Here is a 22,004-nt window from a genome sequence, read left to right on the forward strand (position 1 = left end):
GCGAATTTCGCTGCGGTTATCAATTTCTTACTTGTACGATGTTAATTTAAGGTGCTGATAAATAGAATTGCGGGGTCGTCAATATTCGAGGGGGAGCAGACAATGCCGCTCCTCGAAAGAGGACGACGCGGCCGCGATCTTGCGTCATGCAGTTGAATGAAACGGCGTTGCGCGTGTCGGCCGAGTATGCCAAAAGCCAATCAATTTCATAGGAAGGTGGAAATGAAGATGAATCTTCTTCGGTGCTGGGTTGCGGCTGGTATTGCAGGCGCAGTGCTGGCTCCGGCGGTTGCCCACGCATTTGACGGGACGATCAAGTTCGAGGGCAGCATCTCGGACGTCACGTGCAATATCAACGGCCAGGCGCCGGGCGTGGACAACATCAGCGAAGTGTCGCTCGGCGACCATATCAATCCGAGCACGTTCGCGACGGCCGGCTCGACGTCGACTGCGGTGCCGTTCACGCTGAATATCGGCGGCAACACGGGCTGCACCGATGATACGAAGGTCGTGATCGATTTCGACCCGGCGTCGGCCAACGTCAATCCGGTGACCGGCAACCTGAAACTCGTCGGGACGAAGCCGGCGGAGGGCGTGGAGATTCAGGTCAGCGATGCCGGCAACGGCAAAGCCGGCAAGATCTGGCTCGGCAAGTCGCAAAACTCGGCGGATGCGCAGGTCGCGACCGTGAAGAACAATACGGCGACCCTGACCTATTCGGCTGCCTATGTGTCGACGGTCGATAAGGCGGCGATCAAGACCGGGTCGGGCAATTCGTTCATCCGCTATACGCTGGCCTATCACTGATCGCTCTAGTACGTGTTCCATGCCATGATCTTGTCGTTTCGTACTATTAATTATGTTGTGGCGTCTTGCGTCGTGGCATGGGCTGCCTGCGCCGCGCCGGCGCAGGCAGCGCTTGTATTGAACGGTACGCGTGTCGTCTTCCCGGAGCGCGAGCGCGACGTGACCGTGCGCGTCGAAAACACATCGGACCAGCCGGTTCTCGCGCAAAGCTGGATCGACGATGGCCGCATCGACGTGCCGCCTGAGCAATTGCAGGTGCCATTCGTCGTTGCCCCGGCTCTCAAACGCGTCGAGCCAGGCCGCAGCGCCGTGCTGCGCATCACGCACACGCCGGCGTCGCTGCCCGGCGATCGCGAATCGGTTTTCTGGTTGAACGTCCTCGAGGTGCCCGCCAGTCAAAAGGATGACGACAATCAACTGCGTTTCGGGTTCCGGACGCGCATCAAACTGTTCTTTCGACCGGCCGCGCTCGCCGACGGCGTGGATGCCGCGCCCGATCAACTGGTCTGGAGGACGGTTGCGCCGACGCCGGGCACGGGCAAACGCGAGGTCACGCTCGAGGTCGCCAATCCGACGCCGTACTACGTGTCGTTCGGAAAGGTGGAGAGCGATCCTGGCGGCACGTTCGTATCGGCAGGCGGCGGGATGGTCGCGCCGTTCGGCAGCGCGCGGTTCGCGCTGCCGGGCAGCGCCGCATCGGCTCGCAAGCCGGCAACCGTGCGCTACATGGTCATCGACGACTACGGTGGCCGCACCACGATAACGAAAAAACTGGCGGACTAACCGGACCGTCGCGCAGCGCAGCACCGAGGCACGATTCAGCATGCCGTTTCGCTACGTCAGGATGGCGTCAAATCGATTCGGCATGCGAAACAACCTGATTTCTCATGCAGAGCTTACCGGCAATTCCTTCCTTGGGCGCACGAGTACCGGCGCTGCGCAGCCGACCGCGATCGCGTCTGCGGGCGGTCGCATCGGTGCTCACGCCGGTCGCGGTCACGGTCGCGAGCGCCGGCATGCTCGTGGAGCGCGCGGTTGCGGCAACCGATGCGCTCGCGCGCGACAGCGTCGGCCACGACGCACAGGTTCCGGCGGGGCCCGAATCGACGGCCGGCGAGGCGATCCGCTTCGACGGATCGATGCTGATGCATGGTTCCGGCACCACGCCCATCGACACGACGCCCTACGAGCGTCCGAACGTCCTGACGGAAGGGCGGCGCCGTGTGGACTTCGTCGTCAACGGGCAGTGGCGCGGCGTAGAGGATATCTCGTTTCAGCGGGCCGGCGACGGCCGCGTGCGGCCGTGCTACGACCGCGCGATGCTGCAACGGTCGGGCGTCGACCTGGCGCGCAGCGCGCGGGGCCAGGATCGCGATGCGCAGCCCGAGCCGATGCCCGACGGGCTGCTTTGCGAACCGATCGCCCGCTATGTCCCCGGCGCCGAGTTCTCGTTCGACCAGGACGAACAGAAGCTGTATCTGGTCGTCCCGCAGTTCTACATGCGGCTCGCGAACCGAAGCAACTACGTCGATCCATCGACCTGGACGAACGGCGTGCCGGCCGTGCTCCTGAACTACAACGCGAACGCGTTCACGACGCGCGCCAGCGGCTACGAGTTTGCGCAGCTCTATACGGGGCTCGCCATGGGCGCAAACGCCGGGCCGCTCCGGATCCGACATACGGGCAATTTCACCTGGTCGCAACGCGGCGTCGTGCGCTACCAGCGCGGCAACGTCTACGCGCAGACCGATTTTCCCGCGTGGAGGGCCCAGCTGCTGGTCGGGGAAAGCTCGACGAGCGGCGATCTGTTCGACGCCGTGTCGTTTCGCGGGGTCCAGATCTCGAGCGACGACCGGATGCTGCCCGACTCGCTGCGCTACTACGCGCCCGTCGTGCGCGGCGTCGCACAGTCCAATGCGCGAGTCACGATCCACCAGCGCGGCTACCTTGTGCACGAAACGACGGTTGCGCCGGGTCCGTTCGAGATCGACGACCTGCAGGCGATGAGCTATGGCGGCGACCTGAACGTGACGGTGACCGAGGCGAACGGTGATGCGCACAGCTTCATCGTGCCATTCGCGACGACGGTCCAGCTGCTGCGGCCGGGCGTCACGCGGTTCAGCGCGATGGCGGGCCGCGCGATCGATTTCGGCTCCAACGTCGGCACGCAATACGTCGGCCAGCTCACGGTGCAGCGCGGGCTCAACAACCTGCTTACGGCATATGGCGGCGGCGCGTTCACGGGGCGCTACCAGTCGGTGCTGATGGGCGTCGCGTTCAACACCCCGATCGGCGGCATCGCGGCCGACATAACGGTCGCGCGCGCGCAGCCCGCCGGCAGCGAGCGGATGAATGGGTCGAGCATACGCGTGTCGTACAGCAAGAATTTGCCGAACAGCGGCACGAACTTCTCGCTGCTCGCGTACCGCTATTCGACAAAGGGCTATCTCGGGCTCAGCGATGCGCTGCAACTGGCCGGCAGGGCGGCGCAAGGGCTATCGGTGGAAACCTTCCCACGGTTGCGCAATCGCGTCGACCTCAATATCAGCCAGCAGATCGGGCGAGCCGGGAACGTCTATCTGAACGGCTCCTCGCTCAGCTATTGGGCGGGACGCGGCCAGACGCTCAGCTTCACGCTCGGCTACAGCAAGCAGTGGCGCGACCTGACGTTGAGTGCATCGGTGCAGCGGGTGCGCAACATGTCCGCCGGCATGCCGGGCTTCGGGCGCGCGGCGGGCAACACGCTCGCGAGCGTGAGCGTATCGATTCCGCTCGATCGGAACGCGCGTCGCGCGCCGACGTTCAGCACGCTGGTGACGAACGACAGCAGTGCGGGCACGAGCGCGACCGCGGGCGTGTCCGGGCGCTTCGGCGCACAGGGCGACGGGTCGTACTCGCTGTCGGCGAGCTACGACGGCAGCAACCGGGCATCGTCGGGCAGTGTCGGCGCGGGCTATCGGCTGCCGGCGGTGGCGCTCGCAGGCAACCTCGGCTTGGGCCGCGACTACCAGCAGGCGTCGCTCAGCGCGTCGGGCGGGATGGTGGTGCATCCGGGCGGCGTGACGCCCGGGCCGACGCTTGGCGAGACCGTCGGCGTCGTGCGCGCGCCGGACGCGTACGGCGCGTCGGTCGGCAATACCGATGCACGGGTCAACCGCTTCGGTTACGCGATCGTCCCGAGCCTGGTTCCTTACCAACTCAATCGAGTCGACATCGATCCGAAGGACATTCCGGACGACGTCGAGATGACGACGGTTTCGCGCAGCGTCGCGCCGCGCGCGGGCGCGGTCGTGATGCTGTCGTACGACACGCTGAAGGCGCGGGCGTTGCTGATCGACGCAACGACCGAAGGCGGTCGTCCGTTGCCGTTCGCCGCGCGTGCGCTCGACGCGCAGACGGGCGCGCAGCTCGGGGCGGTCGGGCAGGGCAGCCGCCTGTTCGTGCGCAGCGGCGCGCATGACGGGCGAATCCGTGTCGAGTGGGGCGCGCGACCGGATCAGCAGTGCGCAATCGACTACGCGGTGCCGGCGGAGCAGCGTGCGGGTACCGGCTACGTGACGCTTGCCCATGTGTGCCGCCCACTCGCGTCGATGCCGTCGTCGGCATCGGCGCTTCCCGTCGGGGGGCAGCAACCCGATGCAAAACGCCGTTGACGATCCCGGACCGCTCGCCGGTCTGCGGCCGCCCGCACCGCGCAGCCGGCGCTTCGTGGTTCGCTCGGCCTGCATGACGCCGCTCGCGACCGTCGCAATCGCGCTGTCCATCGTCTCCGCCCCCGCTCGGGCGGCGCTGTCGGTCGTCGGCACCCGTTTCGTCTATCCGGGTGACGCGCGTGCGCAGACGATCGCCGTCCGCAATCTCGGCAGCGTGCCGATCCTGGTCCAGGTCTGGCTCGACGACGGCAACGCGAACGCCGATCCGAGCAGCCTGCGCGTGCCTTTCGTGGTCGCGCCGCCGCTTGCGCGGCTCGATCCGCAGCAGGCGCTGTCGGTCCGCGTGCGCGCGGTGGGCGACGAACTGGCGCCGGATCGGGAATCCCGCTTCTGGATCAATCTGCTCGAAATCCCGCCGGCCGGGCAGGAGGACAACACGCTGCGTATCGCATACAGGCTGCGCATGAAGCTGTTGTACCGGCCGCACGGCATCACCGGCGAGCCACGCGATGCGCCGGGTCGCCTCCGGTGGATGTATTCGGGCACGCGGCCGCATCCGGTTCTCGTGCCGGTCAACCCGACGCCGTACTACGTCACGTTGACGCGGGTCGTCGTGCAAGGGCGGACCGTCGCGCTGGCCGGCGGCGCGGTGGACGTCGAGCCGTTCGGTCGCACGGAGATCCCGTTCGATGCACCGCACGACGCGCCCGCGGGCGAAGTTGTCTTCGACGCGGTCGACGACGGCGGCCGGTCCCGCGAGCACCGGGCCCGGATCGAACCGCCTTGATCGCCGGCGCGCGGCGTCGCGGCGTGGCCGCGGAAGCGCCGGCCGCGCCCGACAACGTATGCAGTACCCGTCCTGCCGGGGGAAATCGGCAGGGTTTCAATCATTACAGGGAAAAGCAACAGTGAACAAAACCTACGCTCTGGTATGGAACAGCGGGCAGGGGATCTGGCAGGTTGCGGGCGAACGGACCCGCCGTCGCGGCAAGGCGTCGACGCGCACGCGGAAGGTCGTTGTCATGGCGTGGCTTGCCGGAGGTGCACTGACCTCGGCACATGCACTGCCGGTCGGCGAGAATGTCGTGTCCGGCAGTGCCGACATTCTTCGCTACGACAACGGTCGGCAGATGTCGATCAACCAGCATAGCGACAAGCTGCTGACCGAATGGGCGTCGTTCAACGTCGACGCCGGGCAGCGCGTGACGTTCAACCAGCCGTCCGCGTCGTCGATCGCGCTGAACCGGGTCACGGGGCAGCAAGGCAGTGCGATTCACGGCAGCATCGACGCGAACGGCCGCGTGTTTCTCGTCAATCCGAACGGAGTCCTGTTTGGCAGCAAGGCGCAGGTCAACGTCGGCGGGCTCGTCGCGACGACGCTGGACATCAAGAACGCCGATTTCCTGGCCGGCCGCTTCCATTTCGGCGGTACGTCGACGGCGGATGTGATCAACGGCGGCAATCTCGTCGCGGGCGAAGGCGGCGCGATTGCGCTGCTCGGCGCGCAGGTGACGAACCGCGGCCTCGTCCAGGCGCAAATGGGTACCGTCGCGCTTGCCGCGGGCAGCGATGTCACGCTGAACTTCGACGGCAGCAAGCTGCTCAACGTGCAGGTCGACGGCGGCGCCGTCAACGCGCTGGCCAGCAACGAGCGATTGCTGAAGGCCGACGGCGGGCAGGTGCTGATGAGCGCACGCACGGCCTCTACATTGCTGCAGACGGTGGTCAACAACCAGGGTGCCATCGAGGCGCGGACGCTCAGGAATTCCGCCGGACGGATCACGCTGGACGGCTACGACGCGGGCACGGTCAATGTCGCGGGCGCCCTGAACGCCAGCGCGACGACGCCGGGCAATGCCGGCACGATCGTCACGCGCGGCGCGGACGTCAACGTCGCGCTCGGCGCGATGGTCGATACCCGCGCCACCAACGGGCGCGGCGGCGTGTGGCGCATCGCGTCGTCCGACCTGACGGTTGCGCCGGGCGCGAACCGGCAGGCGACGATCGTCGCCGATACGCTCGCGCGCAACCTGGCGACGACGGATATCGAGCTCGTCGCCGAGCGCGGCAATCTGTCGGTCGACGGCGCGGTGACCTGGGCGACCGGCAATCGGCTGGCACTGACGAGCCGGCAAGGCGACGTCGCGGTGAATGCGGCATTGCGCGCGACGGGCGAGGATGCCGGCGTGGCCGTCAACGCGGCGAACGGCGCGCGGATCGCCGCACCGATCGCGCTGACCGGCGTAAACGCCCGGTTCAAGCTCGATTATGGCGGCGCGTATTCGCTTGGCAACGGCGCGTCCGTCACGCTGTCGGGCGCCAGGGCCGGATTCGAATCGAACGGCTTCCTGTACACCGTGATTCAGAATATCGCGCAATTGCAGGCGATCGACGCGAACCTGGGCGGCCTGTATGTGCTCGGCAACGACATCGGCAACCCCTCCTCCTACTACTACACCGCGTTCAGGACGATCGGCACCGATACGCCGTTCTCCGGCGTGTTCGACGGCCTGGGTCATTCGATCAACAGGCTGTCGATCACGAGCGGCAGCCCCTACGCGGGGCTCTTCGGTCTCAATACGGGCCGCATCGCCAACCTCGCGCTGAAAGCGTCGACCATCAGCGCCGTCGCAGGGCCCGGCCCGGTCGCGATCGGCGCGCTGGCGGGTGAGAACCGCGGCGAAATCTCGAACGTCGTCGTGTCGAACAACACGCAGGTGCGTGCGGGCGTCAATCGCAGCAACGCGCTCGGCGGCCTGGTCGGCGTGAACCGCGGCACCGTGGCGCAGTCGTCGTTTACCGGAAACGTCGAGGGCAACACCATGACGTACGCCGTCGGCGGTCTCGTCGGCGAGAACGTCGGAAACGAGCAGACCGTCACGATATCCGACAGCACGGCAAACGCCACCGTTTCGGGCGGCGCATCGAACACGGCATCGCTTGGCGGCTTCGTCGGCGTGAACAGCGGCGGCACGATCCGCAACGCGACCAGCCTTGGCGTAACGAACGCCAGCGGCCTGTGGGGCGTGAACGTCGGCGGCCTGATCGGGGCGAATCTGTCCGGCACGATCGTGAACGGGACGGCTTCCGGACGCACGACGGGGGGCTCGGGCGGTGCGGCAGGCGGCCTTGCCGGATACAACGGCGGCACGATCGTCGATTCGAATGCAAGCGGGCTGGTCGAGGGCAAGTCCGCCCAGGCCATCGGCGGGTTCGTCGGACTGAATCAGGGCACCGTGAACAACAGCAAGGCGCTGGGCGCGGTCACCAGCGCGTCTTCGGGGGCGACGGGCGGCTTCGTCGGCGTCAACCAGGGCCGCGATGCGTCGATCGACCAGGCCGAAGCGCACGGCGCGGTATCCGGCGGGCAGGGCAACAACGGCGGTTTCGCCGGCAGCCATCTCGGCGGAACGATCGCGCACTCGGTCGCGCGCGGCAAGACGACGGGGGGCAACAACAGCAAGACGGGCGGCTTCGTCGGCTACAACTCGAGCATCCTGGCCGACAACGATGCGAGCGGCGACGTGTCCGCTGGCAACTATGCGTCGGTGGGCGGCTTTGCCGGTACCAATGCGGCATCGGGCGTGCTTGACGTCGCGGCAGCGACCGGCAACGTTCAAGGCAGAGACTCGAGCAATGTCGGCGGGCTGGTCGGCGACAACCTGGGCGAAGTCTTCGGTTCGTCGGCGTCGGGTACGGTCAGCGGCGGTTGCTATGCAACGCTCGGCGGCCTTGTCGGGCTGAACGCGGGGCTCGTCGAGAACTCGGCCGCGAGCGGCCGCGTCAACAACAGCACCTCGGCGTCGTGGCGGCAGGTTTACGGCGGCCTCGTCGGCGTCAATCGCGGCACGTTCCGGTGGAGCTATGCGGTCGGCGCAGCCGCGCAGCAACAGCTCGCCGGCATCAACCTGGGTGTGATCGAGAAGTAAGGCATTCGGCGACGGGCGTTGCGGCGCCCGTCGCCGATTCGACGGGAGACATCATGACAACGATTCTGCGGCGCGTGCGTCGATGGGGGCAGGCGCACGCACGCCTGTTCGGGGCGGCCGCATGCGCGGCGTGCATGTTGTACGCCGATGCGGCAATGGCCGGAGCGACCGCGGTCGATTGCACGTTCAGCAATGTCAATGCGACGAGCTGGAAGCTGATCACGCGACTCACGAACAGCACGCCGATCGGCGCCGTGCTCTATCGGCGCGGGGTGTCGCTCATCGTGAATTACAAGTACGGCCCCTCGATGGCGGACGAATACGAACTGGTCAGTGCCGGGCACTGGCAACCGGGCACCGTTGTTCCCGACAGCGCCGCGCGTACGAATGTGGACGGCATCGGGCTCCGCTGGTCGGGCGGCAGGGACGGTGACACGCACACGCTGGAACAGGCGTTCAATCCGCTTGCGGTCGACAAGGTGCTGGTTACCAGGGGCGGGTCGTCCAGCCAGGGGCTCGAGATGTTCTACTTTATCCAGGAACTCGTGCTCACCAAATCGGCGACCGGGTTGCCGGAAGGCGATCTCGTCGTGAACGACCTGCTCGGGACGCCGAGCGTCGCGCTGTATGCATTCGCGTTGCCGAAAGGCAGCGTGTCGCTCGGCAGCGCCGTGACGATACCCGAACATCAGACCCCGCCGAACCTGTGCAGGCAATCGATTACCTATACCGGCGTCGGTAACCTGTCGATCGGCGGTGGCGGGGGAATCGAGGTGCCGAAACAATGCGAAGTCGAGTCGAACATGATCGTCCCGGTCAATCTCGGCCGCGCGTCGCTCGGCCAGTTCGCCAGCCTGCATGCGACGTCTCAGCCGGTCGACTTCAACATCGCGCTCAGCCGGTGCGCGGCCGCGGCGAAGCCGACGATCAGCTTCCGCGACAAGGCGGTCCGGCCGAACGCGGACAAGACGCTGCTGGAACTGAGCGCACCCGAGGGCCAGGCGGTCGCGCGCGGCTTCAACATCGTGATGACGAACGGCCTGACCGGCGAACGGATCGCCTACGACGAACCGGACAACGCGAAGCAATATCCGATGAAGCGCATCGGCGACACCGCCGTGATGCCGCTGAGCGCGCAGTACATCCGGACCGGCGCCGATATCGAGCTCAAGGCCGGCTACGCGGGCGGCGCCGCGGAGTTTACGTTCACGTTTCCATGACGGCCGCGGCGATGCGCGCATGCAGCGGGCATTGCCGCAGCGGCCTTCATGACCCCATGCGCAGAGCAAAGCACCATTTGTTGGTTTGGAATCGCCGCGTGCGCTGATACGTTAGCGGCTTCGCGACGGGCACCTTCGTCGCGAACCTCCTCGAACCGGGCCGCCGCGCGATCCGCGGCGGCCCTCATAACAATCCGGTCGTGCTCATGAAAATCCACACTCTCGCCGCCTGGCTCGTCGGGGCTGCGCTCGTCACCGCCGGCACCGCCGCGCACGCGGACCGCCTCGACGACATCAAGAAGGCCGGCGTGCTGCGCGTCGCGACGTTCGACAGCAACCCGCCGTTCGGCTTCGTCGACGCGAAGACCAACCACATCGTCGGCCTCGACGTCGACTACGCGAAAGCGCTCGCCGACAAGCTCGGCGTGAAGCTGCAGCTGCAGCCGACGAATCCGGCGAACCGCATTCCGTTCCTGACATCCGGCAAGGTCGACCTCGTGCTCGCGAACTTCACGATCACCGACGAGCGCGCGAAGCAGGTCGATTTCAGCATTCCGTATTTCTCGTCGGGCCAGCAGTTCCTCGCGAAGAAGGGCGTGCTGAAGTCCGCCGAGCAGCTGAACGGGCTGCGGGTCGGCGCGGACAAGGGCACGACGAACGAGATCACGCTGCGCGACAAGTACCCGAAGGCGACGATCGTCGCGTACGACGACACGCCGTTCGCGTTCGCCGCGCTGCGCGCCGGCAACGTGCAGGCGATCACGCAGGACGGGCCGAAGCTGATCGGCCTGCTCGCGAACGTGCCGGACAAGCAGAACTACGAGATTCCGGCGTTCACGATCTCGAACGACTACATGGGCGTCGGCGTGCCGAAGGGCGAGACGCGCCTGCTCGGCTTCGTCAACGACACGCTGAAGGGGCTCGAGACGAGCGGTCGTGCGACGCAGATCTACGACGCGTGGTTCGGGCCGTCGACGAAGACGCCGCTCACGCGCATCTTCCGCATCGGCGACAAGACCTGAGCGCGCGGCGACACGACACGACAGACACGCGCGCCGCGATGCGCCGCCGGGCCGACCGGCGCGCGCATGGTGGTGTATTGCGGCGCATTTCGTTGACTTCCGATCGCGGGCGCTACGCGTTCGCGCCACACGCATGCTCGGGTTGGCTCCCAAATACCTGTCCTGGCTCTGCCAGGGCTTCCTGCTGACGCTCGGCCTGTCGGCCGCGTCGGCCGTCGCCGCGATCGTCGGCGGTCTTGCGCTGTCGATCCTGCGACATACGCGCCACCGGGTGCTGCGCGCCGCGGTGGCGGGCTACGTCGTCACGTTCCGCAACACGCCGCTGCTCGTGCAACTGCTGTTCTGGTACTTCGGCGTCGCGTCGCTGCTGCCCGAGACCTGGGTCGCGTGGCTGAACGCGGGCCATGCATGGCATGCGGGCCCGTTCACGCTCGCGTGGCCGTCGTTCGAGTTCGTCGCCGGCTGGGTCGGGCTGAGCGCGTATACGGCCGCGTTCGTCGCGGAGGAGTGCGAGGCCGGCCTGCGCGGCGTGCCGCTCGCGCAGCGCGACGCGGCCGCGGCGCTCGGCCTCACGCCGCTGCAGGCGCTGCGCTACGTGATCCTGCCGCAGGCGGTGCGCATCGCGTTGCCGCCGCTGTTCGGGCAGACCATGAATCTCGTGAAGAACTCGTCGCTGGCGATGGCGATCGGCGTCGCCGAGCTGTCGTATGCGTCGCGGCAGGTCGAGACCGAGACCTTCAAGACCTTCGCCGCGTTCGGCGTCGCGACCGTGCTGTACGTCGCCGCGGCGGCCGCGATCGAGGCGGTCGCGTATGCGGCCGCGCAATGGCGCGACCGGCTAGGGGCGGGACATTGACGATGGAATTCTCGCTGTTCGCCAGCAATCTTCCGTACCTGCTCGTCGGCGCGTTCCCGGACGGGCCGCTCGGCGGCGCCGCGCTGTCGCTGGTGCTCGCGATCGCGTCCGCGTGCGCGTCGGCGGTGCTGGGCGTCGCGCTCGGCGTCGCGATGGCGCTCGCGCGCGGCTGGACGCGCGTGCTGCTGCTCGCGTTCATCGGCTTTTTTCGCGCGATTCCGGTGCTGATGCTGATCTTCTGGACGTATTTCCTGATGCCGATGCTGCTGCACACCGACGTGCCGGGGCTGGCGACGGTCGTGTGCGCGCTCGCGCTGATCGGCGGCGCGTATCTCGCGCACGCGGTGCATGCGGGGATCGTCGCGGCCGGCGCGGGCCAATGGCAGGCAGGGCTGTCGCTCGGCCTCACGCGCTGGCAGACGGTGCGCTACGTGCTGCTGCCGCAGGCGATCCGCATCATGACGCCGTCGTTCGTGAACCAGTGGGTGTCGCTCGTGAAGGACACGTCGCTCGCGTACATCGTCGGTGTGCCGGAGCTGTCGTTCGTCGCGACGCAGGTGAACAACCGGCTGATGGTGTACCCGGCGCCGATCTTCCTGTTCGTCGCCGCGATCTACCTTGTGCTGTGCACGTCGCTCGACGGCGCCGCGCGCTGGCTGCTGTCGCGTCGTCCGCGCGCGGAACGCAACGCGCGCACGACGGCCGCGCGCGCGCAGCCGGCGCGCGGCGCGACGCGTTGACGCCAGCGGGCGCCGTGCGCGTCAGGACGCGGTGTAGTGCGTGTTGAAGACCGCGCGCAGCGTCGATTTGTCGCTGGCGAAGTCGCCCCACAGCGGGCCGTCGGTCTGCGCGAACGCGAACGGCGCGGTGTTGATCGACGCGAGGCGGAAGCGCCATTGCGCGGCTTCCTGGCGGAACGCGGTGCGCTGCATGTCGGACAGGCCCGTCTGCGCTTCGGCAAGCGTGACGAGCGGGTCGACCGGCTGGTCGGCGACCCGCACCTCGAAGTGCAGGTGCGGGCCCGTCGCCGCGCCGGTCATGCCGACCGACCCGATGCGCTCGCCCTGCCTGACCCGCTCGCCGACCTTCAGTCCGTGCGCGAACGCGGACAGGTGCGCGTAGTAGGTCGAATAGCCGTCGGCGTGATCGACGATCACGTAGCGGCCGTAGCCGCCCGGATCGGTGCCGACGAACGACACGGTGCCGTCGGCCGCCGCCTCGACGCGCGTGCCGGACGGCGCGGCGAGATCGACGCCGGTGTGGAACGCCATCGCCTGCGACAGCGGATGGACGCGCTCGCCGAAGAACGAGCTGATGCGGGTCCACTTGACGGGCATCGTGAACGCGGCGGCTTCGAGCGGTGCGCCGTCGAGCGTGTAGTACGCGCCCTTGTCGGCGCCCGGCGGCTTGAACCAGAGCGCGCCGAACGTGCGGCCCGCGACGCGCAGCTCGAGCGCGGTGAGGCGGGGCGCGCCCTGGGTCGTGTCGAACGCGAGGCGGTAGTAGTCGCCGCGATGCGCGCTTTCGCGCATCGGCACCTTGCCGCTGACGATGTCGCCGAGCTGGATCCGCACTTCCGGCGGCAGGTCGAGACGGTTCAGCGTATCGGACAGCGTCAGTTCGATATTGCCGGCGCGCAGCCCGTGCTCGGGCTCGGGCTGCGCGAGCGTGAACAGGTTCGCATAGCCGAGCATGTCGTTGCGGTGCGCGCTGAGCGGCGCGAACAGGCCCGGTTGCGCGTTGCGCTCGCCGATCGTCTGGACGATCTCGTTCGTGATGAAATGCTGCGCGCTGGGAAACGGGGTGTCCGACAGCACGCGCAGCGGCGTCGCGGCCGCACCGGTGTCGACGGCGCCCGGCAATTGCGAGACGGCCGGCAGCGTGACGGCGAGGCCGAGCGTGGCGAGGGCGCCGAGCACGGCGGCCGGCAGCATTGCGCGCACGAGCTGCCACGTGCGCGCGGGACGCGGCGCGGAAGAATCAGGGATTGCGGCAGACTTGACCAAGGGTGTCCACATCCAGGGAAACGGTTCGAGGGAAGGGTGTGGGCTCGGGCCGCCGACAGGAGGGATGGCGGGCGTGCAACAAAACAGGCCCCGTCAGGGGCCCGTGTCGTTTCCGTCCGACCCAACAGCGCGGGAAGCAACCCGCTTCGAACGGCGGCGCGATTGCCGGGTCAGGACCCGGTTATCACGAAGACGCTAAAGAAAGATGACAGCGTCAGTCTACCGATGTTCCGCAAAATGCAGAAAATTTTAAACAGGGTCGGAATTATTGTTTCGCAGAGCGGAAAATCGGGATAACTCCGGTGTTTTTTGCGTATCCGAACCTCATTCCGGCAATTTTTGCGCGCGGCGCAGGAGCGCGGCGGACGTGCGCACCGCGTCGAAGCCGGCGTCGAGGATCGCCTCGGCGTCGTTCCACAGATTGCCGCGCAGGCGGTTGGTCCAGATCATCGACGCGAACACGCCTTCGAGCAGCGACACGAGGTAGACGGCCGCGAGATGCACGTCGAGCTCGGCCGCGACTTCGCCGCCCGCGGCCGCGCGGCGCAGCAGCGCCTTCGTGATCCGCAGCATCTGCAGCTCGAGCAGCAGGCGGCGCCGCAGCAGCGCGCCGTTCTCCTCGCTCTGCTCGCACTTCGTATACAGGATCACGAGCACGCGTTGCATCGAGCCCGGCTCGCCGCATTGCTCCAGGTAGTGCGACGCGGCGCGCCGCAGCGTGTCGAGCGCGGGCTGCCCGTCGCCGGCCTCGAAGCCCTCGGACGTGCGCGCGAACGCGCGGTCGCACATCGCGACGCAGACCTCCATCTTGTTTTTATAGTGGCCGTAGACGGCGCCCCGGGACATGCCGGCGGCCTCCGCGAGGTCCGCCATCGCGGTTTGCGCGACGCCTTTCTCGAGCAGCACGAGTTCGGCGGCATCGAGGATCCGGTGCTTGATGGCAAGAGATTCTTCCCGGGTCTTGCGGGCCATGTTGCGAGATTCCTTACGTTTTGCTGTCGCTTTATTGAGACAATGTGGCGGTAAATTTAAAGCAGCGTGTATTTAATCAGTCATGACTGATTATAATCGGTCACCCTGAGCCGCCGCATTTTACTGGCGGCGCACGATCCGAGGTCCATATGAAGAACAACAATCGCTCCCTGACGCGCCGCCGGCTGGCGCCGTTCGCGCTGGCGGCCGCGCTGGCCGTCGCCGGCTGCGGAAAGGGCGAGCGCGACGCCGCGCCGGAGACCGCGCAGCGCGCAACGGTGGTGACCGTGCGGCCGACCGCGATGCCGCTTTCCGTCGAACTGCCGGGCCGGCTCGAGGCCTACCGGCAGGCGGAAGTGCGCGCGCGGGTCGCGGGCATCGTCACCGCGCGCACCTACGAGGAAGGGCAGGAGGTGAAGCAGGGCGCGGTCCTGTTCCGCATCGATCCCGCGCCGCTGAAGGCCGCGCGCGACGCGGCGCAGGGCACGCTCGCGAAGGCGCAGGCCGCGTCGCTCGCGGCGACCGACAAGCGCCGCCGCTACGACGATCTCGTGCGCGACCGCGCGGTCAGCGAGCGTGACCACACCGAGGCGGTTGCCGCCGACGCGCAGGCGAAGGCCGAGGTCGCGTCGGCGAAGGCCGAGCTCGCGCGCGCGCAGCTCCAGCTCGACTACGCGACCGTCACCGCGCCGATCGCGGGCCGCGCGCGGCGCGCGCTCGTCACCGAGGGCGCGCTGGTCGGCCAGAACGAGGCGACGCCGCTCACGACCGTCGAGCAGCTCGATCCGATCTACGTGAACTTCTCGCAGCCGGCCGCGGACGTCGACGCGCTGCGCCGCGCGGTGACGAGCGGCCGCGCGACGGGGATCGCGCAGCAGGACATCGCCGTGACGCTGCTGCGTCCGGACGGCACCGCGTATCCGCTGAAGGGCAAGCTGCTGTTCCGCGATCTCGCGGTCGATCCGACCACCGACACCGTCGCGATGCGCGCGCTGTTCCCGAATCCGGACCGCGAGCTGCTGCCCGGCGCCTACGTGAAGATCGCGCTCGACAACGCGGTCGACCGCCAGGCGATCCTCGTGCCGCGCGACGCGCTGCTGCGCACGGCCGACCGCGCGTCGGTGCGGGTGGTCGGCGCCGACGGCAAGGTCAAGGACGTGGAGGTCGCGGCCGACCAGATGAGCGGCCGCGACTGGCGCATCACGCGCGGCCTGAAGGGCGGCGAGCGCGTGATCGTCGACAACGCTTCGCAATTTTCGCCCGATACCGCGGTGCAGCCCGTCGAGCGGGCAGGGCCGGCCAAGGCGGGGCAACCCGCGGCCGCCTCCGCTCCCGGCGCCACCGCCCGCCAAACCTGACCGGTTCGAATCAACATGGCTCGTTTCTTCATCGATCGCCCCGTGTTCGCGTGGGTGATCGCACTCTTCATCATGCTGGGCGGCGTGTTCGCGATCCGCGCGCTGCCTGTCGCGCAGTACCCGGACATCGCGCCGCCCGTCGTCAGCATCTATGCCACCTATCCGGGCGCGTCCGCGCAGGTCGTCGAGGAATCGGTGACCGCGCTGATCGAGCGCGAGATGAACGGCGCGCCCGGGCTGTTGTATACGTCCGCGACGAGCAGCGTCGGCATGGCGTCGCTGTACCTGACGTTCAAGCAGGGCGTGAACGCCGATCTCGCCGCGGTCGAGGTGCAGAACCGCCTGAAGACGGTCGAGGCGCGGCTGCCCGAGCCCGTGCGGCGCGACGGCATCCAGGTCGAGAAGGCCGCCGACAACATCCAGCTCGTCGTGTCGCTGACGTCCGAGGACGGCCGGATGAACGCCGTGCAGCTCGGCGAATACGCGTCGGCGAACGTCGTGCAGGCGCTGCGGCGCGTCGAGGGCGTCGGCAAGGTGCAGTTCTGGGGCTCGGAATACGCGATGCGGATCTGGCCGGACCCGGTCAAGATGGCCGGCGACGGGCTTACCGCGTCGGACATCGCGTCGGCCGTGCGCGCGCACAACGCACGCGTGACGGTGGGCGACATCGGCCGCAGCGCGGTGCCGGACAGCGCGCCGATCGCGGCGACCGTGTTCGCCGACGCGCCGCTGAAGACGCCCGCCGATTTCGGCGCGATCGCGCTGCGCGCGCGGCCGGACGGCTCGGCGCTGTTCCTGCGCGACGTCGCGCGCATCGAGTTCGGCGGCAACGACTACAACTACCCGTCGTATGTGAACGGCAAGGTCGCGACCGGCATGGGCATCAAGCTCGCGCCGGGCTCGAACGCCGTGGCGACCGAGAAGCGCGTGCGCGCGACGATGGACGAGCTGTCGGCGTTCTTCCCGCCGGGCGTCAAGTACCAGATTCCGTACGAGACGTCGTCGTTCGTGCGCGTGTCGATGAACAAGGTCGTCACGACGCTGATCGAGGCGGGCGTGCTGGTGTTCCTCGTGATGTTCCTGTTCATGCAGAACCTGCGCGCGACGCTGATCCCGACACTCGTCGTGCCGGTCGCGCTCGCGGGCACGTTCGGCGTGATGTTCGCGGCGGGCTTCTCGATCAACGTGCTGACGATGTTCGGGATGGTGCTCGCGATCGGCATCCTCGTCGACGACGCGATCGTCGTCGTCGAGAACGTCGAGCGGCTGATGGTCGAGGAGCGGCTCGCGCCGTACGAGGCGACCGTCAAGGCGATGACGCAGATCAGCGGCGCGATCGTCGGCATCACCGTGGTGCTGACGTCGGTGTTCGTGCCGATGGCGTTCTTCGGCGGCGCGGTCGGCAACATCTACCGGCAGTTCGCGCTGTCGCTCGCGGTGTCGATCGGCTTCTCGGCGTTCCTCGCGCTGTCGCTGACGCCCGCGCTGTGCGCGACGCTGCTCAAGCCGGTCGCCGACGGCCATCACGAGAAGGGCGGCTTCTTCGGCTGGTTCAACCGTTTCGTCGCGCGCGCGACGCAGCGCTATGCGCTGCGCGTCGGCGGCGTGCTGAAGAAGCCGGTGCGCTGGCTCGTCGTGTACGGCGCGCTGACCGCGGTCGCCGCGCTGATGCTGACGCGCCTGCCGACCGCGTTCCTGCCGGACGAGGACCAGGGCAACTTCCAGGTGATCGTGATCCGGCCGCAGGGCACGCCGCTCGCGGAAACGATGCAGAGCGTGCGCGAGGTCGAGACCTACGTGCGCACGCAGGAGCCGGCCGCGTACACGTTCGCGCTCGGCGGCTACAACCTGTACGGCGAAGGGTCGAACGGCGGGATGATCTTCGTGACGCTGAAGAACTGGAAGGACCGCAAGAGCGCGCACGACCAGGTGCAGGCGATCGTCGCGCGCATCAACGAGCGCTTCGCGGCGACGCCGAACACGACGGTGTTCGCGATGAATTCGCCGCCGCTGCCGGACCTCGGCTCGTCGAGCGGCTTCGACTTCCGGCTGCAGAATCGCGGCGGGCTCGACTACGCGGGGTTCGTCGCCGCGCGCGAGCGGCTGCTCGCCGAAGGCGGCAAGCATCCGGCGCTCACCGACCTGATGTTCGCGGGCACGCAGGACGCGCCGCAGCTCAAGCTCGACATCGATCGCGCGAAGGCGTCCGCGCTCGGCGTGTCGATGGACGAGATCAACACGACGCTCGCGGTGATGTTCGGCTCCGACTATATCGGCGACTTCATGCACGGCACGCAGGTGCGGCGCGTGATCGTGCAGGCCGACGGCCGCCACCGGCTCGATCCGGACGACGTGAAGAAGCTGCGCGTGCGCAACGCGCGCGGCGAGATGGTGCCGCTCGCGGCGTTCGCGACGCTGCACTGGACGCTCGGCCCGCCGCAGCTCACGCGCTACAACGGCTTCCCGTCGTTCACGATCAACGGCTCGGCCGCGCACGGCCACAGCAGCGGCGAGGCAATGGCCGCGATCGAGCGGATCGCGGGCGAGCTGCCGGCCGGCATCGGCTACGCGTGGTCGGGGCAGTCGTTCGAGGAGCGGCTGTCGGGCGCGCAGGCGCCGATGCTGTTCGCGCTGTCGGTGCTCGTCGTGTTCCTTGCGCTCGCGGCGCTATACGAGAGCTGGTCGATTCCGTTCGCGGTGATGCTGGTCGTGCCGCTCGGCGTGATCGGCGCGGTGCTCGGCGTGACGCTGCGGATGATGCCGAACGACATCTATTTCAAGGTGGGGCTGATCGCGACGATCGGGCTGTCCGCGAAGAACGCGATCCTGATCGTCGAGGTCGCGAAGGATCTCGTCGCGCAGGGAATGTCGCTCGTCGACGCGGCGCTCGAGGCCGCGCGGCTGCGGCTGCGACCGATCGTGATGACGTCGCTCGCGTTCGGCGTCGGTGTGCTGCCGCTCGCGTTCGCGTCGGGCGCGGCGTCCGGCGCGCAGATGGCGATCGGCACCGGCGTGCTCGGCGGCGTGATCTCGGCGACCGTGCTCGCGGTGTTCCTCGTCCCGCTGTTTTTCGTGATCGTCGGCCGGCTGTTCAACGTCGCTGCGCGCCGCCGCGGCGGCGCGCAGCCGGCGACGATGGAGGGAACGTCATGATGTTTCGCCTGAAGGCGCGCGCAAGCCTGCGCGCTCAGGTCGCGCTGGCCGCCGCGCTGGCGCTTGCGGGCTGCTCGCTCGCGCCGCGCTACGACCGCCCGGCGGCGCCGGTGCCGTCGACCTATGCGCCGGCCGACGGCGCGCCGTCGGCCGCGCAGCCGTCCGACCCGGCGCTGCTCGACGACTGGCGCGCGTATTTCACCGATCCGGCGCTGCAGGCGTGGATCGATGCGGCGCTCGCGAACAACCGCGACCTGCGGGTCGCGGCGGGCCGCGTCGAGGAAGCGCGCGCGCTGTACGGCGTGCAGCGCGCGGACCGGCTGCCGTCGATCGACGCGAACCTCGGCTACGAGCGCACGCGCGTATACGACCCCGTCGTGCGCGAAAGCGCGGTGAGCGGGCTGTATCGCGCGGGCGTCGGCATCAGCGCCTACGAGCTCGACCTGTTCGGCCGCGTGAAGAGCCTGTCGGACGCGGCGCTCGCCGAGTACTTCGCGACCGCCGAAGCGCAGCGCACGGTGCGGATCGGCGTGATTGCCGAAGTCGCGAACGCGTATGTGGCGGAGCGCTCGCTGCACGAGCAGCTCGCACTGGCGCAGCGCACGCTCGACGCGCGCGAGCGGATCGCGTCGCTTACCCAGCGCCGCTATGCGGCGGGCACGAGCGATGCGATCGAACTACGCTCCGCCGAGATGCTGGTGGCGGCCGCGCGCGCGTCGCAGGCCGCGCTGCAGCGCGAACATGCGCAGGCGGTGCGTGCGCTGCAGCTGCTCGCGGGCGACTTCGCGCGTGCGGCGCCCGGCGACGGGCTGACGCTCGACACGCTCGCGATCGCGCCCGTCGCGCCGGGCGCGCCGAGCGCGCTGCTCGAACGGCGGCCCGATATCCGGCAGGCCGAGGCGCGCCTGAAGGCCGCGAACGCGCAGATCGGCGCGGCGCGCGCGGCGTTCTTCCCGCGCATCACGCTGACGACCGACATCGGCTCGGTCAGCGACGCGTTCTCGGGCCTGTTCGCGAGCGGCACCGGCGTGTGGACATTCGCGCCGCGACTCACGCTGCCGATCTTCGCGGGCGGGCGCAATCGCGCGAACCTCGACGTCGCGACGGCGCGCAAGCACATCGCGGTCGCCGAATACGAGAAGAGCGTGCAGGTCGCGTTCCGCGAAGTGGCGGACGCATTTTCCGTGCGCGACTGGATCGACGCGCAGCTCGCCGCGCAGCAGGCCGTGTACGAAGCGGACGGCGCGCGGCTGAAGCTCGCCGAGCGCCGCTACGGCAGCGGCGTCGCGACCTATCTCGAACTGCTCGACGCGCAGCGCAGCACGTTCGAATCCGGGCAGGAGCTGATCCGGCTGAAGCAGCTCAGGCTCGGCAACGCGATCACGCTGTATCGCGCGCTCGGCGGCGGCTGGTCGCCGGCCGAAGCCGACGCGTGACGGCGTCGCTCCGCGCGTCATATCCGGTAACGCGAGCGCTGTCGTCGCGGGGGCGTGACGGCGCGTTGGATACGCTGGTCGGCACGACGGAGCGGGGCACGCATGACAATCGATCCAGCACGGCTGGGAGCGGCGCTCGCCGCCGGCATCGCACTCGCGGCGGGGCCGGCGGCGCACGCGCAGGCGGCTGACGCCGCGGCGCTTCCCCCCGGCGCGGCGGCCGCGACGGCGAACGTCGCGGGCGTCGCGCTGCCGGTCTTCACCTATCGTCCCGCGCATTGCGCGCCGGCGACGCTGCTCGTCGTATTCCACGGCGTGCAGCGCGACGGCGCCGCCTACCGCGACCACGCGATGCCGCTCGCCGAGCGCCTCTGCGCGATCGTCGTCGCGCCGCAGTTCGATGCGACGCGCTTTCCGCGCGATGCCTATCAATATGGCGGCGCAAGCGCCGTGCACGGGTTGTCGCGCGACCCGCGCCAGCCCCGCGCGCTGGTTGCGCCGCTCATTGACTGGGCGCGGCGCGCGTCGGGGATCGCCGCGCCCCGCGTCGTGCTGCTCGGCCATTCGGCGGGCGCGCAGTTCCTCGATCGCGTCGCCGCGTACGGCGCGCCCGGCGTCGCGCGCATCGTGATCGCGAATCCGTCGACGTGGGTGATGCCGAGCGTGACCGACGCCGCGCCGTTCGGCTTCGGCGGCCTCGGCGCGGCGCATGCCGGGGACGCTGCGGACGCCGCGCTGCGCGCGTATCTCGCGCAACCGGTGACCGTGTTGCTCGGCACGCACGACACCGGCGGCAAGCACCTCGTCCACGGCAGCGAAGCGGACGGGCAGGGGGCCAACCGCTACGCGCGCGGCCTCAATGCCTTTCGCGCCGCCCGGGCCGTGGCCGGGCAACGCGGCTGGACGTTCAACTGGCGCCTCGTCGAGGCGCCCGGCATCGGCCACGACGCCGCCCGCCTGCTTGCATCGCCGGCCGCGCGCCGCGCGGTGCAGGACGATCGCTGATTCCTTTCCTTCTTCCCGCTTTTCAGGTCGCGCGCGCGACGGTACGACGCCGTCGCGCGTGCATCTGCGCGCGTCCTTCAATTGTCAAATCCGTATTTCAATTCGATTACGTGATTTTGATTAATCGGTGACAAAGTGACGCATGTAAAACGTTAAAATCGATCGCGCAAACGATTGCGCGAAATGAGGGTCGCGAGCCAATCAAAAGTTAATTTCTTGAGCATTGAAAGTGGCGGTGCGTTGTCGTTGTGAATCGGCAACGAATGGCGGATTGATACAGGATTGTGGCCTTGTGGTGCCGGATCGTTCGAAGTCAATGCCAGCCTGCCTGAGGCGGATTTTTCGGGGGTGCGTCGGCAAATGTTCTTTATCTTCAGACGTTTTTAGAATGTCAATCAGGATTGCAGATCAAAATAAAAAGATTGTGAACTGACTGGAAATAATCATACAAAATCCGGTGAAAACGGCATTGTCAGATTGCATTTAACAATGATTTACAGACAACTTTCATATTTATCTCAATAATGCCGCCTCGTGACGGACGGGGCGAGCCACGCGCTACCGGTTGTGTCCGCCACGTCGTCCCT

Annotated in this window: 15 protein-coding genes; 13 read left to right on the forward strand and 2 right to left on the reverse strand. The window is 68.1% G+C overall.

Features of this window, described 5'->3' with window-relative positions:
* Positions 1-222 precede the first annotated feature (222 nt).
* The 9 genes from ACFIMZ_RS08690 to ACFIMZ_RS08730 all read left to right on the forward strand — a co-directional run bounded on the left by ACFIMZ_RS08690 (position 223) and on the right by ACFIMZ_RS08730 (position 12,227).
* Positions 223-807: a fimbrial protein gene (locus ACFIMZ_RS08690; protein WP_431822260.1), complete on the forward strand. Its 585-nt coding sequence runs from the start codon at positions 223-225 to the stop codon at positions 805-807.
* A 24-nt stretch (positions 808-831) separates the two neighbouring features.
* Complete coding sequence (locus ACFIMZ_RS08695) at positions 832-1,590, forward strand: fimbrial biogenesis chaperone (protein WP_431822261.1); 759 nt, start codon at positions 832-834, stop codon at positions 1,588-1,590.
* A 194-nt stretch (positions 1,591-1,784) separates the two neighbouring features.
* On the forward strand, positions 1,785-4,460 hold the full coding sequence (locus ACFIMZ_RS08700; RefSeq protein WP_431822262.1) for a fimbria/pilus outer membrane usher protein: 2,676 nt from the start codon (positions 1,785-1,787) through the stop codon (positions 4,458-4,460).
* On the forward strand, positions 4,444-5,247 hold the full coding sequence (locus ACFIMZ_RS08705; protein ID WP_431822263.1) for a fimbrial biogenesis chaperone: 804 nt from the start codon (positions 4,444-4,446) through the stop codon (positions 5,245-5,247). Before ACFIMZ_RS08700 ends, ACFIMZ_RS08705 begins: the two co-directional genes overlap by 17 nt.
* Positions 5,248-5,368: 121 nt before the next feature.
* A complete protein-coding gene (locus ACFIMZ_RS08710) occupies positions 5,369-8,389 on the forward strand; it encodes a filamentous hemagglutinin N-terminal domain-containing protein (protein WP_431822264.1) in 3,021 nt (1,006 codons plus the stop codon).
* Positions 8,390-8,442: 53 nt separating this feature from the next.
* Positions 8,443-9,609: a fimbrial protein gene (locus ACFIMZ_RS08715; protein ID WP_431822265.1), complete on the forward strand. Its 1,167-nt coding sequence runs from the start codon at positions 8,443-8,445 to the stop codon at positions 9,607-9,609.
* 206 nt (positions 9,610-9,815) lie between these two features.
* Positions 9,816-10,631: an ABC transporter substrate-binding protein gene (locus tag ACFIMZ_RS08720; RefSeq protein ID WP_431822266.1), complete on the forward strand. Its 816-nt coding sequence runs from the start codon at positions 9,816-9,818 to the stop codon at positions 10,629-10,631.
* Between the two features lie 133 nt (positions 10,632-10,764).
* On the forward strand, positions 10,765-11,487 hold the full coding sequence (locus ACFIMZ_RS08725) for an amino acid ABC transporter permease (RefSeq protein WP_431822267.1): 723 nt from the start codon (positions 10,765-10,767) through the stop codon (positions 11,485-11,487).
* 2 nt (positions 11,488-11,489) lie between these two features.
* Positions 11,490-12,227 (forward strand): amino acid ABC transporter permease, encoded by a 738-nt coding sequence (locus ACFIMZ_RS08730; protein WP_431822268.1) that lies wholly within the window; start codon positions 11,490-11,492, stop codon positions 12,225-12,227.
* A gap of 21 nt (positions 12,228-12,248) precedes the next feature.
* On the opposite strand, the gene ACFIMZ_RS08735 is transcribed toward ACFIMZ_RS08730, so the two are convergent.
* Together ACFIMZ_RS08735 and ACFIMZ_RS08740 are read right to left on the reverse strand one after the other, a co-directional pair.
* Entirely contained in the window at positions 12,249-13,505 is a 1,257-nt protein-coding gene (locus ACFIMZ_RS08735) for a M23 family metallopeptidase (RefSeq protein WP_431822269.1), read from the reverse strand.
* A gap of 312 nt (positions 13,506-13,817) precedes the next feature.
* Positions 13,818-14,465 (reverse strand): TetR family transcriptional regulator, encoded by a 648-nt coding sequence (locus ACFIMZ_RS08740; protein WP_431822270.1) that lies wholly within the window; start codon positions 14,463-14,465, stop codon positions 13,818-13,820.
* A 149-nt stretch (positions 14,466-14,614) separates the two neighbouring features.
* Here ACFIMZ_RS08740 and ACFIMZ_RS08745 point away from each other — a divergent pair, with 149 nt between their 5' ends.
* The 4 genes from ACFIMZ_RS08745 to ACFIMZ_RS08760 all read left to right on the forward strand — a co-directional run bounded on the left by ACFIMZ_RS08745 (position 14,615) and on the right by ACFIMZ_RS08760 (position 21,417).
* Positions 14,615-15,823 (forward strand): MexX/AxyX family multidrug efflux RND transporter periplasmic adaptor subunit, encoded by a 1,209-nt coding sequence (locus ACFIMZ_RS08745; protein WP_431822271.1) that lies wholly within the window; start codon positions 14,615-14,617, stop codon positions 15,821-15,823.
* 15 nt (positions 15,824-15,838) lie between these two features.
* Positions 15,839-18,976 (forward strand): multidrug efflux RND transporter permease subunit, encoded by a 3,138-nt coding sequence (locus ACFIMZ_RS08750; protein ID WP_431822272.1) that lies wholly within the window; start codon positions 15,839-15,841, stop codon positions 18,974-18,976.
* Entirely contained in the window at positions 18,976-20,412 is a 1,437-nt protein-coding gene (locus ACFIMZ_RS08755) for an efflux transporter outer membrane subunit (protein ID WP_431822455.1), read from the forward strand. The genes ACFIMZ_RS08750 and ACFIMZ_RS08755 overlap by 1 nt, the downstream gene beginning before the upstream one ends.
* 102 nt (positions 20,413-20,514) lie before the next feature.
* The gene (locus tag ACFIMZ_RS08760) at positions 20,515-21,417 is read left to right on the forward strand and encodes a hypothetical protein (protein ID WP_431822273.1); all 903 of its coding nucleotides are present in this window, start codon (positions 20,515-20,517) and stop codon (positions 21,415-21,417) included.
* Positions 21,418-22,004: the final 587 nt, after the last annotated feature.

The organism is Burkholderia sp. F1, assembly GCF_050813845.1.
GTDB lineage: Bacteria > Pseudomonadota > Gammaproteobacteria > Burkholderiales > Burkholderiaceae > Burkholderia > Burkholderia ubonensis.

Bases quoted from the DNA above. Each gene is read 5' to 3' on its own strand.
- ACFIMZ_RS08690 (WP_431822260.1), top strand. From the start codon at position 223: ATGAAGATGAATCTTCTTCGGTGCTGGGTTGCGGCTGGTATTGCAGGC.
- ACFIMZ_RS08695 (WP_431822261.1), top strand. From the start codon at position 832: ATGATCTTGTCGTTTCGTACTATTAATTATGTTGTGGCGTCTTGCGTC.
- ACFIMZ_RS08705 (WP_431822263.1), top strand. From the start codon at position 4,444: ATGCAAAACGCCGTTGACGATCCCGGACCGCTCGCCGGTCTGCGGCCG.
- ACFIMZ_RS08715 (WP_431822265.1), top strand. From the start codon at position 8,443: ATGACAACGATTCTGCGGCGCGTGCGTCGATGGGGGCAGGCGCACGCA.
- ACFIMZ_RS08720 (WP_431822266.1), top strand. From the start codon at position 9,816: ATGAAAATCCACACTCTCGCCGCCTGGCTCGTCGGGGCTGCGCTCGTC.
- ACFIMZ_RS08725 (WP_431822267.1), top strand. From the start codon at position 10,765: ATGCTCGGGTTGGCTCCCAAATACCTGTCCTGGCTCTGCCAGGGCTTC.
- ACFIMZ_RS08730 (WP_431822268.1), top strand. From the start codon at position 11,490: ATGGAATTCTCGCTGTTCGCCAGCAATCTTCCGTACCTGCTCGTCGGC.
- ACFIMZ_RS08735 (WP_431822269.1), bottom strand. From the start codon at position 13,505: ATGTGGACACCCTTGGTCAAGTCTGCCGCAATCCCTGATTCTTCCGCG.
- ACFIMZ_RS08740 (WP_431822270.1), bottom strand. From the start codon at position 14,465: ATGGCCCGCAAGACCCGGGAAGAATCTCTTGCCATCAAGCACCGGATC.
- ACFIMZ_RS08745 (WP_431822271.1), top strand. From the start codon at position 14,615: ATGAAGAACAACAATCGCTCCCTGACGCGCCGCCGGCTGGCGCCGTTC.
- ACFIMZ_RS08750 (WP_431822272.1), top strand. From the start codon at position 15,839: ATGGCTCGTTTCTTCATCGATCGCCCCGTGTTCGCGTGGGTGATCGCA.
- ACFIMZ_RS08755 (WP_431822455.1), top strand. From the start codon at position 18,976: ATGTTTCGCCTGAAGGCGCGCGCAAGCCTGCGCGCTCAGGTCGCGCTG.
- ACFIMZ_RS08760 (WP_431822273.1), top strand. From the start codon at position 20,515: ATGACAATCGATCCAGCACGGCTGGGAGCGGCGCTCGCCGCCGGCATC.